The following is a 17,913-nucleotide window of genomic DNA, read 5'->3' as shown; positions in this document are numbered from 1 at the left end:
GATCGCCACGCCAGACACAGCAGCAGCCACGCTGGATCCTGCCGCGCCTCAGCCGCCGGCTGGGGCGACCACCGGGCCCGGCGCCGTCGCCACCTGCGGGCATTCGCGTTGCAAGCGCGCTTCCATATCCGGTATCAGGCTCAGCTTTCCGTGTTGCTCGACATAGCGGCGCTTGACCTCGCCGAACTCCCGCTGCAGTCGATCAAAGCAGCCAATCGCCAAGTTCGATGCCGGCGCCGCAATCTTGGTGCGGATCTCCACGGCCAGTTCGCCGGCCTGCAATCCGTACAGAATGGCCCGTTGAGTGTCGAGCCAATCCAGCTCCGGGAAATCGGCCCATTCGTCGTAGGCATCGCCCACCCATTTGCTGCTGGCCACCAGTGCCACCGGCAGGTCGCGACACCGCGACTGGATCTCGACGTTTACGGCTGTCCACTCCTTCACGAGCGAGAAGTCGAGGGTCATTGACGGCCACGGGTGTTGTTTGGCCCGCGTGCCCTCGTGCTGCTCCACGAGCCAGTCGTCGAACCGCACTTGCCACGCGTCGAGGTAATCGACCGCCTGTTTCGTGAAATCCTCGAGCATCCGCGCCACATCGAGCTGCGCCGGCGCGCGCTGCTCTGCGAGCGTCGCTGCCTCGTGCGCCCGCTGTTCCGCGATCTTCGCCAGTTCATGCTGCCGGTTGCGATGTTGACTCCACAAACCCGCCCCGGCCGTGACTACGGCGCCGAAGATGGTTCCGATCAGGGCGGGGGTGAGCCAATCCGTCGGTGCTTGCGCCACGACTTTTGCGACTTCAGACGCCGCCACTGCTACTTCAGATGCCGCCATAAGTTATTCTCGATTGGGTTAGCGATGGCCGGTCGGCACTGATCGCGCCGCGGCAGCCGATACGTCGGCATCAATTCAGTCGACTCGACCGCATCGCAACGTCGCCGAGGAGGGATTGCCAATCGGGGGAGATCTCGCCTAGCTGGACCCAATGGACCGTCGGTAGGATTTCCACCGGGCCGATCGTCATCCGTTTGGGGATCTCGCCCGTCAACGTCACTAGCGCGCGGAAGGGGATCGCCGCGTCGGTGCCGAACGTCCGGTTACCCAACTCACTGTAAGTCCCGTCCACACCCTCGCCGCTCCACATGCCGAAGTCGCAAACCATCGAGATGTGACAATGCGCGGTGCCCTGCACGGCGACGGTGACCGCCTGCTCCCCGTAGTCGACCGCTTCGAACTCGTCCAGGGCGACGTCCAGCGTGGGTAACTCCACGCGCTGCACGTCGATCGCCTCCTTCCAGCCGAACCCGACGAAACACTGCGCCTCGACCTGCACCTGGATCGCGCCGGCCGACGCATGGAGCGCCTGGAGCAAGGCCGTGGCGAGATCCAACGGCCCGCCCGCCGTCGATAGCTCGACCAGGCGCCGCGCGGCAAATCGCGCGGTCTCGTCTTGGAACGCCCCCAGTGCGTCGCCGAGGTCCGCCGTCCAAAAAAGCCGCTTGGATCCCGCACAGAAGCGTTGCCAGTCCTTGTCGCTCGACACCACGAGAATCCCGGTCGACCGCTCGGTGGCCCAGCTTTCCAGCGCGAGCAAGGCCGCGGCGTCGGGAAACTCGTGCTTTTTCTCACCCGCCTTGGCAAACGGCGGCTGCGCGGCGAAATACCGGTCGAACAGCGCGCGCAGGTCCACGTACGCGGCCACATCGAGCACCGTCGCGTCGGTGCGCGCGAGCCAGCGCGCCAGCCGGGCGGCGGCCGCGTCGGCCGGGGTGCCCGCTTCCGCGGCGCTGGCCTGCAACCGTGCGAGCACATCCTCCGGCAGCAACTCCGTGAGCGCCGGCGCCGCGGTCGCACGCAGCAACGTGGTGCGAGCCGCCACCGCATCCTGCGTGAGGTGCGCAAGCAGCTCGCGCTGCACAACGTCCGGGATCAGGACCGTGACGGTCCGGGTGGCGCGGAACTGTTCAACTCGGCGCAGCAGGCCGTCCTCGAGGCGCCGCTGTTGCCCGTCGAAGATCGAGGTATCGAGCGCAATCGCCCCGATTAGCTTGGCTTCGATGAGGTTGTGGATCCGTGGGTCCATGGTGATGTCCTCGCAGTAAATGGCTGAAGTTGACCGCGCGGCCGCCCGAGGCGGCGTCACGGCGCGCTCCGGGTCGCGGGTCGACGCCATCATCAATGCCGCACGGCCGGATAGACGAAATCGGCCTCGGGGGTGAACGCATACGGCGTCGGGTCGTCGCTGAACAGCACGTAGCCCTCGATGCCCTGCGCCCGCAACACCTGCACGGCCCGCCGCGCGTTGGCGACCGTGAAGGCCTCCAGCTTGCCTGGATCGATGGGGCCGCCGTCGGCGGTGGGCTCGTCGCTCTCGATCAGGCGCACCATCGGGGTCGTGGTGCCGAGCTTGCGGCCGAAGATGCGGGATTTCATCGGGCGTTCCTGTCGGCCGAGGGCCGGTGTGGTGGGTGATACGGAAAGGGTAACGAGCCGCACGGTGTCGGCGCCGCGTCGATCACCCGCGGTTGCGGGCCGATCGCGGCCAGCGCCCTGCCCGGCCTTACCGGGCGGGGTCGGGAGAAGTATAGGGGTCAAAATGGCCGATCTGACAGCGAAAAGTGGCCCACCTGATAAGCAGAGTTATCAGATGTAGCATTTGTTGAAGTTCGCAGATTCTGCTAATGGTGTCCGTTCGAGCGCTAATCGTGTCCGACTATTCTGCTAATGCGGGGCGGCGAAGGTTAATGCAGAACTGAGTAGCGGCAGGCCGCTGGCGAGGCGTTTCAGCGAGGTGCGCTCAATTCCACGCGATGGTGTTGAAGCGCGGCATAGGCGTGCGCCAACGCTCAATGTGGACAGCCTCCACCACCCTAGAAAACAGGCATTAAAATCGCGCCCCCGGCTTGATATGAGAGGTATATTGTTGTGCACGCACCCAATTTGTTGATCATCGGTTACATGCACGCCATGTTCGTGTCACGAGCGACTTTCCTCATTACGCCGCTCGTGAGCCACATATGACAATGCAAACCGTTGAAGGTGCGTTAGCAAAATCTTCGCACATACATCCCCCCTTTGTTGCATGAGCGCAACGCGTGCGGACACGAAAAAAATCGCTCTCAGCCTTTGCTGGCGGCGTTGCCACTGATTTACCCGCTAGCAGTATCTGTGGTCACTGTTAGCAGAAACTTCGAACGGCAACAACGGCCGCACCGGCGTCAACCGCGCCACTGGCCGCCGCCAGATCGCCGCCGATGACGATCTTGCGGCCGTTCGCGCGTGGCTGGCGCGCGTCGCCGACACGAAAACCACCTTTGAGAACTACCGCAAGGAAGGCGAACGGCTGCTGCTGTGGTCGATCGTCCAGCTTGGCAAGCCGCTGTCGTCGCTCACGCACGAGGATCTGCTTGGCTACCAGCGCTTCCTAGCCGACCCACAGCCGCGCGACCGCTGGGTTGCCGCCGGACGCAAATTTGCACGTGACGATCCACGTTGGCGCCCTTTCCACGGGCCGCTCGCCGCATCTAGCCAGCGCCAAGCGATGGTGATCCTCAACGCCCTTTTCTCGTGGCTTGTCGGCGCGGGCTACCTCGCCGGCAACCCGCTGTCACTCTCACGCCAGCGCGCACGGCGAGCGGCGCCGCGCGTCACGCGTTTTCTCGAGCTTGACCTCTGGCAGGAGGTCAAGCTCTACATCAACAGTCTGCCGCGCGACACAGACCGCGAGCGCGCACGCTACTGGCGCGCGCGGTGGCTCTTCACTCTGCTCTACCTGGGTGGCTTGCGCATCTCGGAAGTCAGCGGCAACACGATGGGGGACTTCTTCTGCCGGCGCGACGCCGGGGGGCACGAGCGCTGGTGGCTCGAAATTACTGGCAAGGGGGACAAGGCACGCCTAGTGCCCGCCTCGACCGAAATGATGATCGAGCTTGGCCACTACCGGCGCGAATGCGGTTTGCCCTTATTGCCCTTATTGCCCTTATTGCCCTTATTGCCCTTATTGCCCTTATTGCCCTTATTGCCCTTATTGCCCTTATTGCCCGCAGGGCACGAGGACACCCCGCTCGTGCTGCCGCTCGGCCAGCCCACGACACCGCTCACGCGCGCGGCCCTGCACACGATCGTCAAGGGCATTTTTGCGGGCGCGGCAGAAAAGCTGCGTATGCGCGGTGAAGAGTACGCTGCACGGGCAGCCCAGCTCGAGCGCGCTTCGGCGCACTGGCTGCGCCACAGCGCAGGGTCGCACATGGCGGATTGTGATGTCGACCTGCGCATGATCCGCGACAACCTCGGACACGTCTCGCTCACTACGACGAGCCTGTACCTGCATGCCGACGATGATGATCGGCATCAGAAAACCGAACAGAAGCATCGTATGGGCTGGTAGCACCCACCCTGGCGCAACGATGCTTGATCGACAGGGAAATTTCATCGAGCTGTTGCATCGACCGGTTGAATCCACCACCCATTGCAGTCGCTCGGGTTTCGTTGAGCAACGTCAGCTCTGCAGAAAGCTGATCTTCTCCATCACTCGCCGCACCGTCTGCCCATGACACATTGTTGCCCCATAGCGAGTATGGTCGAATTTTGAAAGACCTGGATGTCCGCCTGCAATGGAGGCTAGGTACATGGAAATCCGGAAGGGCCTCGCCCTCACTCCTTGAGCCAAGCCTTCTTGATCGCCTCGAAGTTGAGCTGCTTCCATTCTTCCTTCCAGAGCTGGTAGTACGGGATGTCGGTCGACGAGGGCGGCGGGTCGCAACGCTCGACCTTGACTAACGACGGCATCACCACAGACTCACCGATCAGCAGTGCCTCTCCGGCGCCCAAGGTCGGTAGCTTGTCGCAAAGATTGCCAGTCCAGCATGCCTTTCAGGACCAATGAAAACGCGACGGCACGCACGAGTTCAGGATGAAGGGCGTCAAACCGTTGTTCCAATTCGGCCAGCGTCAAGCCGCCATCGCACGCGGTCGAGATGGCACGGGAAAATTCGTCTCCGACTGCTGTGGTGTTCGCCGCGAGGTAATGCAACATCGTGAGCCTGTTCTGGCACAGCGGCTCGGGATCGTCGAGTTGATTCGGGACGATGGTGTGCATCGTCATCGCGTTCGCCCTACACCACGCGTCGAGCGCCGGGTACACACGAAGCCCCTTTGCAGCGACCATCGCTTCGGATGATCGCAAAACCAGATGTAGCTGCTCGCCGTAGTCCGTGCAAACCCAGAAGTCCGCAGCCCGCCTCCCTCTTGCCTCCGGGACGAGCAGCGGTCGCTCGCAATAGGTAACCACTTGTGGGGCGGATTCCAGCCGCAGCCAGAGCTGAAGCGCGCTTCGGCCAAACAACGTCAGCCTCCTGCCGACCTTGGGACCGAACACGTCGAACCGATGCGCGCCGTACGGACGCACGTCAGTAGCCGCCTTTCGGAAACGTGGTGGACGCATCGCGCGCTCCATGCAAGCTATGCACACGTTTTACTACACGAAAGGTGGGAGTGACGGATAGGGGAAACCGCTAGGGCTGGAAGGCGCGTTGGCGAATCGAGAAAATACTACGAAACACGTACCAAACGATACGAATTAAATCCCAACTGGTGTTGAATATGAAGAGCGGCCTTTTCAGTGGGCTTTCCGGCACCAAAAAACGCGCCTCACTCAAGAAGTTCGTGAAACATCAACACATGAAACGCGAAATGCCTTTTCGAAACAATCCGTTAGGCGAGGCACGCCTCATTGTACGATGTTCCACGAGATTGCGATATCCATGCCGTCGACCGCCCGAGATTTCCAACATTGCCTTCTCCACATCGATATTTTCGACTCTTCCTTCCGAAATCGGAGAAGCGAATCTTGTTCATCTGAACCCGACCGACCACGTTCCGCGTGGATCAGCTCCGTCGAGCCGGTACAAGCTTTACTTCATCGGACGCCGACGAAGTCAAAGTCAAGCTGACGCGGCAGCCCCGCAGGACTCGTATCAAACAACACGCTTTCCGTATCTCCTCTCGAATCCGCCCATGACGACCGCCGACGATCCAGACGTGCTCGATGTCGAGTTCCGCGAGCTGCCGGCCGCGCCGCGCCGCGCGACCACGCCGGCTGCCCGCCGCAAGGCGCGCTCGCGCCAGGCACGCCGCGACGCGGCCGCTGAGCGCCGGATCGGTCTGCAGCACCTCGCCTTCTTTCGCGGCTATCTGGAAGGACTGGATCTCGCCGAACTGGCCGACCAGTACCTCGAGTTCGGGCGCGACGCCCGCAAGGCCGCCGCGACGCGCAGCTGGCTGGTCACCGCGTTCGTCGCCGCGGCGCGCAAGCGCCAGGACTTCGCGACCGCCCGGCTGCTCTCGATCCGGCCTGCCGCGCTCGCCGCGGCGCCCGCGGCCGATGCGCCGGCGCACACCACGCCGTCGCTGGAGAACTTTGCCGCCGAGCACGATCCCGACGGCTTCTATACCGAGAAGGAGTTGCTCGACCTGTTCGCCGCCCGGCATGCCGGCGCGGACACCGACACGGGCGCGGCCCTGCGTCGGCAGCAGCGCAACGCGCGCCTGCGTGCCAGGCAAATGGCGGCGCTCGAGGCGCTCGCGCGCCTGGTGGTCGAGGATCCGAGGCCGGAGCACCACGTGCTCGGCTGGTTCGATACCGCCGTCGCGCTCCGTCTCGCCGACGTCGGCCTCGTCACGATCGGCAAGCTGGTCGAGACGATCAATGCGGTCGGCTACCGCTGGTACCGACGCGTGCCGAGTCTCGGCGAAGTCGGCGCGCGCCGCATCACCGCTTGGCTGGCGCATTACGGGGACGTCGCCGGCCTGCAGCTGGCCGCCGGCGTGCAAACCCACCCGTCCGAATGCTCGCTGCCGGTGCCACGGCTCGCCGCAGCCGGCCCCGTCACCGCAATCGTGCCGCTCGAGCGCTTCTTGCTGCCGCCCGAGCTTGACGGCTCGCACGGCACACACCGCAATCTGGTCAAGAACAACAGCCGCGCCAACAACGACCGCGAGGCGATCGATTTCTGGCTCGCCGACTACGAGAACCCTCATACGCGGCAGCGCTATCGCACCGAAGCCGAGCGGCTGCTGCTCTGGGCGATCTTCGTGAAGCGCAAGGCGCTGTCGAGCCTCGATACCGATGATGCGCGCGACTACATCAACGGCTTCCTGATCGATCCTCAGCCGGCCACCCAATGGGTGATGGCCGGCACCGCACCGCGTGATGCCCTCGGCTGGCGGCCGTTCCGCGGGCCGCTATCGGTCAAGAGCCGGCAGGACGCGCTGTCCGCGCTGAAGAGATTCTTCGGTGAGCTGGTCGACGCGCAGTACCTGGATCACAACGCGTTCGCGAAGGTTCGCGTGTTCAGCGGGACCACGCACGATGCCGCCGGCAACGAGCGGCGCGTAGCCGCAAAGTCGCGTCTGCAAATCGAGCGCGGCTTGACCTCCGATGCCTGGCGCCTCGCGATGCGGGTGCTCGACGCGATGCCGGACACGGCCGCCGCGACACGCATGCGCTTCGTGCTGAGCTTTGCATACAGCACAGGTCTGCGGCGCGCCGAGTTATGCGGTGCATTCACGGACGACGTGCAGGAGCGGTACGCCGGACCGGAGCTGGGGACGATCCGGTTGCTGTGCGTGGTCGGCAAGCGTGCGAAGGAACGCTTCGTGCCGCTGGTACCGGCCGTGCTGGACTTGATGGGCGACTACCTGGAATCGCGCGGCCTGCCGCGCGATCCCCTTGCCTGCCCTACCGCGACCCCGCTGATCCCCGCGCTGCTGTCGAATGCCGAGATCGGCCGGATCCGGCGCGCGGCGAAGGCGAACAAAACAGACCCGGCGCCTGAACTCGCGTCGCGCGCGCGGCAAACCAGGCCGATCCATCCGGTGCAGCTCTACAAGGCGATCAAGCAGTTTTTCGCGATGGCGACAGCGGCTGCACTTCGCGAGGACTCGCCACATGCCCGGGCCTTCAGCGCAGCCAGTCCACACTGGCTGCGACACACGTTCGTGTCGCATGCGCTGGCCATTGGCAAGAGTCTCGAGAGTGCATGAAATTTTGCCGGCCACGATTCGCTCGACACCACATCGATCTACGCGACTGCGGAGCTTGGCCGCCAATACCAAGAGGCCGAGACCTTCCTTAGATTAGCGACAGCTTAGTGCGGCTCGGGTCATCAAAGTCGGTTGATGGCGAATCGCCCCAGAATCGGAAGTATCTGCGACGCCAACATTGCTGTTATGGCCGCCAGTCTGAAGGTGTCCGACGAAACACCATCAACGCTGGCGATGGCGACCTACCTTCGATTTCTCCTAGATTAAGTCGGAGTTAACTTCGTGGGAGTTATCGAACTTCCAGATGATCTACGACTTCCGTCCTTACAGGCCCACGATCCCCCAGATAATCTCGGACATTGCGACCGAGAGTACACTGCGGCCATGTGCGGGTGCGTTGCGGAAAGTCAGTATATAAGAAAAAATCGGAGCTTTGGATCCCACAACCCGCAAACGACGAGGTATCAGTCGTTGCTCCGCAATCCTTTCCGCTGGCGAGACGGTTCGCGATTGCTTCCGTCGTGCAAACTGGTCGCAGTTTCAACGTAGAAACTGGATCTGTCAGCATTCGCTATCACGCTCAGCATGCGAGCTTTGTCGGTTGACCCGGCGTCTGTAACTGCGTGGCCCGTTCAGTTTCCACGTAGAAACTGAACGCCCCCCGAGCATCAGATAAGAATTCTCCGAGGAGCCTCACCGACGGCATCGACCGCAGTTTCAATGTAGAAACTCGATCTGTGAGCATTCGGCGTCACGCTCAGTATGCGCGCGTTGAAAATTGATCCGACGTCTGCAATTGCTTGGCCCACTCAGTTTCGATATGGAAACTGAACGTCTCCTGAGCATCCGAAAAAGGCTCTCCGATGCGCCTCGCCGAGGACACCGACCGCGAAAAGTTGCCTTCAAACCAGCAGTACGCGACCGCAGTTTCTACGTAGAAACTGCCCGCCGCGGCGGAAGGCCGGAAGACCAAAAACTGCACGCGATTCAAGAGGTCGCACAAGAGAATGGCAATTGCCCGCTTGCGTTCGATTCGCGACCCGTCCGGTGCACCTTTAAGCCGCCAAAGGTGGTGCTGGCCATACTCCAAGTTTCTACGTAGAAACTACTCCTGGGAAGTACGCCACGCTACAAGTCTCGGTTGAGTTGTCGCACCGGATCCTAGAATTTCTCAAAAGCGCGTCGTTTTTCTTGATGTTTTTCGGGTGGCATCCTAATATTCCCGGCAGCCGCTTGGCGCGCAGTTTCTACGTAGAAACTGCTCCTGCCCGAGCCCCAAGTGCATAAGGAGAACGCATGGCAGCGAAAATTATTGCCGTCTTCAACCAGAAAGGAGGGTCGGGGAAAACAACGACCTCGACCAATATCGCAGGCGCCTTCGGCCTGCGAGGCTACCGGACCATGCTCGTCGACTTGGATGAGCAGGGTACCGCGACACTCTCAGTCGGCGCAGCCCCAGATGATCGACCGTACCCGGCGGCTATTTCGAACTTGGCGCTAAGTCCTAGGCCGGATCGGGAGATTGCAAAGTACGTGAATGACTATGATTTTATTGTCATTGACTGTCCGCCTGCCATTAAATCGGCTGCGCCCTCTGTTGCCCTCCTTATTTCCGATCTGGGACTGATTCCCATCGCGGCGTCGGGCGGCAATCTCTGGGCAGTTCAAGAGGCAAAAAAATTAGGTATGGAGGCCCAGATCCGCAACCCGGATCTCAAGCTTCGTTCATTCGCAAACATGAACCAGAACGTCACGATCGTGAAGCAGATCTTTGAAGCTGCAGCTGGAGACGATGAGCTTCCCATGCTGAAAACGAAGCTTGGCTTCCGCACCGCGTACAAGGAAGCAGAGGTATCTGGCGCTACTGTCCTTCAACTCCGCTCGGCCAAGGCCGCACACAAAGAACTGAATGATCTTGTCGACGAAATTCTCGAAGTTCTCGAGGTGCGAGCATGAGCAAGAAAGACTTCTCTGCGGCGCTTAATGCCGGCGTAAAGCGCGACCAGACAATGCGAGAGACAGCGACACCTTCGAGGTTCGACCGCGTGGATGAAGCATTGAGCGGACGAAGCAGCCTATTGGATCAGCCCAACGAGAATGTCGCTGCCCCGACAAGATCGGCTGCAGAAGCGTATTTGGCAAGCCTGGAAAAAGCAGGGAAGGTGCAGGCGCGGTACATAACAATGCCAATAGGCCATATCGACGATAACCCGCTCAACAGTCGCACGATCTATAAAGAAGAGCTCATCGCCGCGCGCGCAGCCTCAATGGCCCGAGATGGCCAACTCGTCCCTGTACTCGCCGGACGCCACCCCGACTTTCCGGATCGCGCAATCTTGATCGACGGCCAGTTCCGAAAGCTTGGTGCGCTCCGGAATCGCTCCGAGACGTTGGATGTGAAGCTTCTCGAAGGCCTCGACCCGATAGATTTCTACCGCCTTGCTCGAGCCGCAAACAACGAGCGCGAGCAGGAAACCATTTTGGACGTCGCGCTCGGGTACAAGAAGCTTCTCGATCAGGGTCATGCAAAGTCGAATGACGAGCTGGCGGTCTTGGTGGAGGAGGGCAAATCCAAGGTCAGCAAAATTCTCGCGCTTCTGGATCTGCCGCAGTCTGTCCTGGACGTGATCGGTTCGCATCCCAAACAATTCGGCCTATCAACTAGCTACGAGCTCACCCTGTTCCTCAAGGCATCGGACGAGAAGCGCACCTTGGCATTTGCCGAGCGCATTCGTGACGAGGAATTGCCGTTTCAGAAGGTGAAGGCTATACGCGAAAGTCTCGAGAATGGCAGGGCCCCACGTAAGTCCCTTTCGCGACAGTACAAGGTGTCAACTGTTGAAGGGACCGAGATCGGTGCGATCAAGGAATGGGGCGACGGGAAGGTCCGTCTGGACCTCGCTCTAGGTTCGGCCGAAAAAGCCGAGGCATACGTTGCGGCCCTCAAAAAGCTCCTTGCCGAAGACGGCCACCAACTGAAGTAGGGATGTGTGATACCCAGGTGTGTCCGCCGGGTAGGCAACACAGCTTGGGTGGCATTCATCCCGTGCCGTACTACAAGCAATGTAGCGCGACGGAACTACTGCGAGACCGTCGCGCTTCAGCTTCCGGCAGTTGCCGCTGCAATTGATTCCTCAAAGGGCAACTCGCCGTCCAGCGCCAGGCGGCTTTGCGGATTCTGGATAAACTTGAAATCTAGCGAATTCACAGCGCGGCCGAGCTTCACCGGTGTCCAGGAAATTACAAGATCCGCCTTTGCGTTCAGCTCGTTCACCGCGGTTTCAATCACCCGACGCTTGATATCGGCAAAGCGGTACGTCGCCGGAATTTCAAGCACGTGCCGGAAATCTTCCAACGTGATCAGGAGCCTGCCCCGATCCCGCTCTCGCATCAACAGCTCGAGGAGCCGCCACGAGTAAAGTGACTGTAGCCCTCGGGCAAACTCAAGTTGATACGAGACGAAACGCCGCTGCAACATGAAGATATGGGGCGTTAAATCCGGAGAGAAGGAAACTTCTGCCCATCCTTCTCGTTCGTGGTAAACCGCCTTCCACACCCAATTCAGTACCACCTTCCTCGGGCCATCCATATACGTCAATTGACGCTTTTGAAGACTCGCACAGCCTTCCTTTAGCCCCTCATACGCAGCGGTTGCCTGCTTCTCGCCGGACCGCGGAGCAAGTGCTGCAAGGGCGGCGAACTCGTCGGCTCGAACACGAACACTCACATAGCCGTTACCCTTACCATGCAAGTACGGTGACTTCTTGCTGTCTATGCATCGCAGCGCCGCCATCATGACTCGCTTCTCGTTGAGGGTCAGGCCTTGCTGGGCATTGACCAGCGCTCGGCTCATGGCAACAGTGCCCCGCACTCGGCCATCACCGTCCAGAGGCGGTTCGTCCAACGGCTCGATCTGGAGAGGTTCGATCTCAACGATCTCGACCTGAGCGGACTCGGACCGGGTTTTTGCCTTCTTGTTCACAAAGGTGACCTTCAGCGGGGAGTGTCACAATTATAAGGTGACATGCTCAGGGTGCAAGTCACCGTTGTGGATAACGGTCGAAATTTGTCACCGCCGGCCCGCTTTGTGTCTACTTAGGGTCGGATTGCGTCACCTCCAGGTCGGTAAACGTCACAGTTTCTCGACTGTGACACCCGGCAAAGCCTTAACTGACAAGCCTGTGCGGAGCGGGGCACAGCGTTTACAAAAGGTTTTACAAACGGTTCTACAAACTGTCTTACAAAGAGCACCGTTTGAAAGTTGCTTCTATACAACAAAACCCACCCCAACACCGACCTCCAGCGCATGCCGCAAGGCTGAAAAGTGACATTTTCCGACCTCAATGCGCCTGCTGGGCCTCCAAACCACTTCCGATTGGACGCAAAGACGGGTTTACCAGCGCAAAAGGTGACGCTTTCCGACCTCACCAGCCAAGAGGTACTAAGTACTCACTCACCTTTGGCCGAGTAGGCCCCTGTGCCAACGACGGGTCGAACTGCCGGGTCGGAAAACGTCACCTTTACCGCGCGCTATAACGGCCAGTCCGATGACCCGGAGCGGTTCATCGTCGGAGAAACCGTCGCGTCGGGTCGGAAAAAGTCATAGAAAGGACGGAGCCTTGGGTCGGAAAACGTCACTGTTGGCACGAATGCCAGCGTACGAAAGAGGAGTAGAGCTTCGGCATCAGGTCGAAATATGTCACTTCTCAAAACACAAAACGGGTCGGAATTTGTCACGCATCAGTTCTGCGTGCAGGTCGGATCGCGTCACCTTTTCGAATAGCGTACCCGGTCGGAAAACGTCACTTTTGAGGCTTGGAGTCAGAGGGTCGGAATTTGTCACTGTTCGCGGTAAGTCAGCAGGTCGGAATTCGTCACCTTTAGGGATTGGTGCCGCGGATCGGAAAATGTCACCTCTCGACAGACCTTGGGTCGGAAACCGTCACCATTGCGCTGCGGCGACTTATTTCGTTCTGGCAGTCTGCCGAAAGCACTAGGTCGGATAATGTCACCGATCGTGTGGCAACTCCTTCGAGGTCGGAATCTGTCACCCGCTCGGAAAATACCGTCAGCGTCTGCGCGGAAGGACCGACGGAAGGAGAGCGTTCAGCAGATCTTGCAGTAGGGGAAGATGGGGAACCACGAGGTCGATATGAGGCGCATCGATTCTGAGATGCCTGCCGTTCGCAGCTAGCGACAATCGAAGTTCAACACTGTTTCCTGCTTGGACTACGCCCGTAGACAGTATCGATATCACTTTCGATGGAGCAATGTTGGCCGGCACGGTTAGAGCCCTTCGCGTGACAAGGTCCTTACCAACTTCCCGGATCAATTTCGTAGCGATTTCTGCTGTCCGGTATGAGACTTGACATGGCCCGCCGAAAGAGGCGATCACTTCGGGCGGAAGCAAAGAGGCTTGGATAGACCGTGTGACAATGGCCTTCGACACGTTGAAGTCCGCGGCCAGCGTTGCTTGACTCGGCCAAAGCTGCTGATCCAACTGCTCCCGATAGAACGTGCCCAGCACAACGGGTGGAGAGCCAGCCCCGCGGAGATCCTCATGTCGCGCGATCGCGGCCAAGCGATCTCGCGGGATGCCTGTTTTCTCAGCGGCCGAACTATTACACGAATTGGAACAGGTCATAGGAGTCGACGATCGTTGATCGTCAATTGTTGTTGTTTCTGAAAAATGCCCCTCAACCGGTTGAGGGGCGCATCAGGATTCCTCGGACGAGGACTGGGTCAAGAATCGTGCGAAAACAATGATTTGCGAATGACTGCCGTCTCGTCACCACCAGTGTGCTGCGTGCAACGCGTGCAACGACGGCGCACTAATTCTATCGATGTAGTCGTAAACGCAAGACCCAAAAGCTCGCGATTTTCATAGGGCTTTTCGCCGTACACCCCTCAACCGGTTGCGCGCAGTCGCACCGTTGGCCAGCGTTTCTCGTCGCCTCGAAAAGGTCCCGGAAATGACGGCTCTTTTCCCACGTGCCGTTGTGGCCTCGGCTGTTCCAATTGATCCGTCCCAATTGGAACTCCGTGATGCGATTCCCCCGACTCTTTCCCCGTAACAAGAAGCAGGTCGCCCTTTCTCCGGCGCCCGGCCACTATTCGAACGACGATCCCGAAAAGATCATCTTCGATCAGGGGACGCGTCTGCGCGTTGAAGCCAATCACTGGAAGACCTTCTGCTTCATCCTCGCGATCATCGCGGGCGGTGCCGTCTATACACGTCAGCCGCCGCCGTCCGTCGTCCGGTCGTATGGCGTCTCGTCGGACGCCGGTGGCAATCCGTTGGTCAAGCAGCTGGCTGCATATAACCCGGACGACCAGGCGAAGCGCACGGCGATCAAACAGGACGTCGAGCACTGGTTCACGATCGAGCCGGTCCTTACCGACGATATCCGTACGTCGCGTCTCGCCAAGAACATCAACGCGGTTAAGGCCAAGATGGTCGGCAACGCGAAGAACCAGTTCGCGGCGTGGATCAGCGATGACAAGCCGTTCGACCAGATCACGACCAATCCGAAGCTGGTCCGCGAACCGAAGGTGACCAACGTCTCGCTGCTGGAGGATTCGACCGTCGTCGTCGAATTCACGACCTCGACCCGGCAATCGCCCACCGACAAACCTGTCGACATCCGCTTCGCGCTGACGATGCGCTACCAGATCATTCCACCGACCGCGGAAGACGTACTCGGCACGAATCCGTACGGCCTCTACTACCCGTTCTTCACTTTGCAGAAAACCGGCGCATGAAACGACCACGTTCCCTCCTGACCTGGGGCACGCTCGCGTTGATCGCGGCGTCGGCCAATGCGTTCGCTGCAAAGAATGTCGCGAGTCCTGTGTCGCCGATTCCCGGTTTCGATGTCGGCAGCATCATCGGCGACGCGATGAGCCCGGTGAACCCGTACAACTCCGGCGCTGATCCCATCACGATGCCTGGCGACGCGCGCATGGCTGTTTTTCCGTACAGCCGCGACCAGATCTACCGCGTGATGACGGCTCCGCTGAAGCTCACGACGATCGAGCTGGAGCGCGGCGAGAGCCTGATAAGCGAGCCGGCGATGGGCGACTCGGTGCAGTGGGTCATCGATACGGACGGCGCAAATCACGTGTACGTCAAGCCGACAAAGCCGGGCCTCGTCAACACGCTGCACCTGAGCACGAATAAGCGCGAGTACGAGCTGACGCTTGTGTCGTCGCCGCTCGGCGGGCTGTTCTATCAGAACGTCCGCTTCAACTACCCGAATTCGCTGATGGCGAAAGTGCGCACGCGCGGGAATGCCGGCGGGGACGATCGTGATGTCGACCGCGCGGGTCAATCGGACTCCGGGCCGATTGGTGTGCCGCCCGACAAGCTGAACTTCGAATACACCGTGTCCGGCACGAACTCGCTGAAACCGGAGACGGTCTTCGACGATGGCTGTTGATAGCCGACCAAAAGTGACCCGTTTGCAGCAAGTTTTTTCATCGAAAATTGACCCACATGTTCGAATGCCTGCTTGGGACGCCAAGCAGGAGAACCGGAGTGATTACGGTGAGCATGTTGGCCAAAATCCGGCGGATGCACTTCCGCGATGGCGTCCCTCTCCGGGACATTTCTCGACGTACCGGGCTGTCCAGAAACACGATCCGGCGATGGCTTCGAGAGCCATCCACTGGCGAGCCAAAGTATCCGAAACGTGCCAGCAAGAGCGTTATCGACGCTTGGGCAGAACAACTGCGTCAGTGGTTGATTGCTGACTCACGCCGTCCGAAACGGGATCGGCGGACAGCAACACAGATGTACGAGGAGTTGCGCGCTGCTGGCTACGACGGGAGCTATCAACGCGTCTGCGCATTCGTGAGGAGCTGGAAACAGGAGCGGGATGAAGGTCCGCAGCGCGGTGCGTTTGTGCCTATGTCATTCGAATATGGGGACGCGTTCCAGTTTGACTGGAGCTGCGAGTACGTCTTCATCTGTGGGCTGCGCCGGCGCCTCGAAGTGGCACATGTAAAGCTCGCTGCAAGCCGGGCATTCTGGCTGGTTGGGTACCACACCCAAAGTCACGAAATGTTGTTCGATGCGCACGCCCGCGCCTTCGTCGCGTTCGGCGGAGTGCCGCGTCGCGGCATTTACGACAACATGAAAACTGCGGTCGACAAAGTTGGCCCCGGCAAGGAACGGGCTATCAACGCTCGATTCCATGCAATGTGCAATCACTACCTGTTCGAGCCCGAATTCTGCAACCGGGCCGCTGGTTGGGAGAAAGGAGTCGTCGAGAAAAACGTTCAGGATCGGCGTCGCCAGATCTGGCATGAGGCGATCCGGATGCGTTGGGAGTCGCTCGATGTCCTTAATATATGGCTAGCGGAGCGCTGCCGTCAGGCATGGCACGAACTGAGGCATCCTCAGTGGCCTGAGTTGACCGTGGCGGAGGCGTTGCAAGACGAACAGCCGCGGTTGATGCAAAACCCGAAGCCCTTCGACGGCTACATCGAGCAGCCGGTGCGGGTATCAGCAACCAGCCTGATCCACTTCCAACGCAATCGCTATAGCGTACCGACCGAGTACGCGAACCACGTCGTCAGCTTGCGTACGTATCCGGCCTTCCTGAGCATCGTGGCAGATGGCGCAGAAATCGCCCGACATGCTCGGAGCTTTGACCGCTACCAGACGTTCTACGACTGGCGTCATTACGTCAATCTAGTAACGCGGAAACCCGGTGCATTAAGGAACGGTGCACCGTTCCTAACCATGCCCGAGCCAATGCTGCGCCTGCAGCGTCACCTCCTACGACAAGAAGGTGGCGATCGCGTAATGGTTCAAGTGTTGGCCGCAACCCCGATCCATGGCCTCGACGCCGTGTTAGTTGCGGTTGAGCTGGCTTTAGAGTCAGGCCGCCCCAGCGGGGAGCACGTGTTGAATATCCTTGCCCGGCTCAAATCCCCACCAGCCCACAAGGGCGAGAAGGTCAAAACTGCACTGACGTTGCAAATCGAGCCACTAGCTGACGTTCACCGCTACGAACAGCTCCGCCCACGCCCAAACGAGGAGGATGGTCATGTCGAATGAAACTGCCGCCCAGCTGAGGGCGTTGAAGCTGCATGGTATGGCCCAAACGTGGCCGGAACTGCTGGCTCAGGCGAGACACAACGACTTTGCTCCGGAGGCGTTCATGCAAGCCTTGTTGAAAGCAGAGATCGCTGAGCGAGCAGTCCGCTCGATCAACTATCAGATGACGGCTGCGCGATTCCCGGCTCATCGAGACATCGCCAACTTCGACTTCAGTCAGTCGAACCTCGATGAAAATCTGGTGCGTGAACTGCATACGATCAAGTTCTGCGAGTCGGCGCAGAACATCGTCTTTATTGGCGGACCTGGCACTGGCAAAACACACCTTGCGACCGCGTTTGGTATCGAGGCCGTGCAGCAGCACGCCAAGCGTGTCCGCTTCTTTACAACCGTGGAGCTGGTCAATCAGCTAGAACTCGAGAAAGCAGCGGGCAAGGCGGGACAGATCGCGAATCGGCTGATGTACGTTGACGCCGTGATCCTCGATGAGCTTGGCTATCTGCCCTTCACGCAAACAGGCGGGGCCTTGCTCTTCCATCTGTTCTCGAAGCTTTACGAGAGAACGAGCATCATCGTTACAACCAATCTGAGCTTCACCGAGTGGTCGAACGTCTTCGGCGATGCGAAGATGACGACGGCCCTGCTCGACCGGCTGACGCACCACTGCCACATAGTCGAAACGGGGAATGATTCGTGGCGCTTCAAGAACAGCACGGCGGGGCAGCCCACAAAGCGGGCTGCCCCTAGAAAAACAACAAGCAAACCCGCAGAAGACGAGGAGATTGACGCACCAAACTAGCGTTTCTGTT

12 protein-coding genes and 2 pseudogenes are annotated in these 17,913 nt (G+C 60.0%); 8 read left to right on the top strand and 6 right to left on the bottom strand.

The window, feature by feature from the left end:
- Positions 1 to 48: 48 nt before the first annotated feature.
- From DM992_RS40885 to DM992_RS40875, 3 genes are all read right to left on the bottom strand, one after another.
- A complete protein-coding gene (locus tag DM992_RS40885; protein WP_111021872.1) occupies positions 49 to 831 on the bottom strand; it encodes a hypothetical protein in 783 nt (260 codons plus the stop codon).
- Between the two features lie 70 nt (positions 832 to 901).
- Positions 902 to 2,173: a PIN domain-containing protein gene (locus tag DM992_RS40880; RefSeq protein WP_111021871.1), complete on the bottom strand. Its 1,272-nt coding sequence runs from the start codon at positions 2,171 to 2,173 to the stop codon at positions 902 to 904.
- Complete coding sequence (locus DM992_RS40875; RefSeq protein ID WP_111021870.1) at positions 2,173 to 2,430, bottom strand: hypothetical protein; 258 nt, start codon at positions 2,428 to 2,430, stop codon at positions 2,173 to 2,175. The genes DM992_RS40880 and DM992_RS40875 overlap by 1 nt, the downstream gene beginning before the upstream one ends.
- Positions 2,431 to 3,163: 733 nt before the next feature.
- On the opposite strand from DM992_RS40875, the gene DM992_RS40870 reads away from it, so the two are divergent.
- Positions 3,164 to 4,384, top strand: coding sequence for a tyrosine-type recombinase/integrase (locus DM992_RS40870; RefSeq protein WP_111021869.1), 1,221 nt, complete (start codon positions 3,164 to 3,166; stop codon positions 4,382 to 4,384).
- A 266-nt stretch (positions 4,385 to 4,650) separates the two neighbouring features.
- On the opposite strand, the pseudogene DM992_RS40865 reads toward DM992_RS40870, so the two are convergent.
- Together DM992_RS40865 and DM992_RS40860 are read right to left on the bottom strand one after the other, a co-directional pair.
- Positions 4,651 to 4,854 (bottom strand): annotated as a pseudogene (locus DM992_RS40865) (Bipolar DNA helicase); the annotation flags it as partial.
- Positions 4,796 to 5,452: a hypothetical protein gene (locus DM992_RS40860; protein ID WP_111021868.1), complete on the bottom strand. Its 657-nt coding sequence runs from the start codon at positions 5,450 to 5,452 to the stop codon at positions 4,796 to 4,798. The pseudogene DM992_RS40865 and the gene DM992_RS40860, both read right to left, overlap by 59 nt.
- A gap of 146 nt (positions 5,453 to 5,598) precedes the next feature.
- On the opposite strand from DM992_RS40860, the gene DM992_RS40855 reads away from it, so the two are divergent.
- The 3 genes from DM992_RS40855 to DM992_RS40840 all read left to right on the top strand — a co-directional run bounded on the left by DM992_RS40855 (position 5,599) and on the right by DM992_RS40840 (position 11,024).
- Entirely contained in the window at positions 5,599 to 8,040 is a 2,442-nt protein-coding gene (locus DM992_RS40855; protein WP_239511560.1) for a phage integrase family protein, read from the top strand.
- A gap of 1,296 nt (positions 8,041 to 9,336) precedes the next feature.
- Positions 9,337 to 9,996, top strand: a complete 660-nt coding sequence (locus tag DM992_RS40845; RefSeq protein ID WP_027791981.1) for an AAA family ATPase — start codon at positions 9,337 to 9,339, stop codon at positions 9,994 to 9,996.
- The gene (locus DM992_RS40840; RefSeq protein WP_111021866.1) at positions 9,993 to 11,024 is read left to right on the top strand and encodes a ParB/RepB/Spo0J family partition protein; all 1,032 of its coding nucleotides are present in this window, start codon (positions 9,993 to 9,995) and stop codon (positions 11,022 to 11,024) included. The genes DM992_RS40845 and DM992_RS40840 overlap by 4 nt, the downstream gene beginning before the upstream one ends.
- A 116-nt stretch (positions 11,025 to 11,140) precedes the next feature.
- On the opposite strand, the gene DM992_RS40835 is transcribed toward DM992_RS40840, so the two are convergent.
- On the bottom strand, positions 11,141 to 12,022 hold the full coding sequence (locus tag DM992_RS40835) for a replication initiation protein (protein ID WP_111021865.1): 882 nt from the start codon (positions 12,020 to 12,022) through the stop codon (positions 11,141 to 11,143).
- Positions 12,023 to 14,085: 2,063 nt separating this feature from the next.
- Here DM992_RS40835 and DM992_RS40825 point away from each other — a divergent pair.
- The 4 genes and pseudogenes from DM992_RS40825 (at position 14,086) to istB (ending at position 17,903) form a co-directional block, all read left to right on the top strand.
- Complete coding sequence (locus DM992_RS40825) at positions 14,086 to 14,802, top strand: type IV secretion system protein (RefSeq protein ID WP_111021863.1); 717 nt, start codon at positions 14,086 to 14,088, stop codon at positions 14,800 to 14,802.
- Positions 14,799 to 15,473: pseudogene (locus DM992_RS40820) on the top strand (TrbG/VirB9 family P-type conjugative transfer protein); the annotation flags it as partial. The gene DM992_RS40825 and the pseudogene DM992_RS40820, both read left to right, overlap by 4 nt.
- 113 nt (positions 15,474 to 15,586) lie before the next feature.
- A complete protein-coding gene (gene istA / locus DM992_RS40815) occupies positions 15,587 to 17,104 on the top strand; it encodes an IS21 family transposase (protein WP_111022009.1) in 1,518 nt (505 codons plus the stop codon).
- Positions 17,094 to 17,903 (top strand): IS21-like element helper ATPase IstB, encoded by an 810-nt coding sequence (istB, locus tag DM992_RS40810; RefSeq protein WP_111022007.1) that lies wholly within the window; start codon positions 17,094 to 17,096, stop codon positions 17,901 to 17,903. The genes istA and istB overlap by 11 nt, the downstream gene beginning before the upstream one ends.
- Positions 17,904 to 17,913 lie beyond the last annotated feature (10 nt).

This window comes from Burkholderia sp. JP2-270 (assembly GCF_003233675.1).
Lineage (GTDB): Bacteria > Pseudomonadota > Gammaproteobacteria > Burkholderiales > Burkholderiaceae > Burkholderia > Burkholderia pyrrocinia_C.
Note: the sequence above shows the minus strand (reverse complement) of the source record. Positions and strands in the feature narration are given on the sequence as shown.

Bases quoted from the DNA above. Each gene is read 5' to 3' on its own strand.
- DM992_RS40885 (WP_111021872.1), bottom strand. From the start codon at position 831: ATGGCGGCATCTGAAGTAGCAGTGGCGGCGTCTGAAGTCGCAAAAGTC.
- DM992_RS40880 (WP_111021871.1), bottom strand. From the start codon at position 2,173: ATGATGGCGTCGACCCGCGACCCGGAGCGCGCCGTGACGCCGCCTCGG.
- DM992_RS40875 (WP_111021870.1), bottom strand. From the start codon at position 2,430: ATGAAATCCCGCATCTTCGGCCGCAAGCTCGGCACCACGACCCCGATG.
- DM992_RS40860 (WP_111021868.1), bottom strand. From the start codon at position 5,452: ATGGAGCGCGCGATGCGTCCACCACGTTTCCGAAAGGCGGCTACTGAC.
- DM992_RS40855 (WP_239511560.1), top strand. From the start codon at position 5,599: ATGAAGAGCGGCCTTTTCAGTGGGCTTTCCGGCACCAAAAAACGCGCC.
- DM992_RS40845 (WP_027791981.1), top strand. From the start codon at position 9,337: ATGGCAGCGAAAATTATTGCCGTCTTCAACCAGAAAGGAGGGTCGGGG.
- DM992_RS40840 (WP_111021866.1), top strand. From the start codon at position 9,993: ATGAGCAAGAAAGACTTCTCTGCGGCGCTTAATGCCGGCGTAAAGCGC.
- DM992_RS40825 (WP_111021863.1), top strand. From the start codon at position 14,086: ATGCGATTCCCCCGACTCTTTCCCCGTAACAAGAAGCAGGTCGCCCTT.
- istB (WP_111022007.1), top strand. From the start codon at position 17,094: ATGTCGAATGAAACTGCCGCCCAGCTGAGGGCGTTGAAGCTGCATGGT.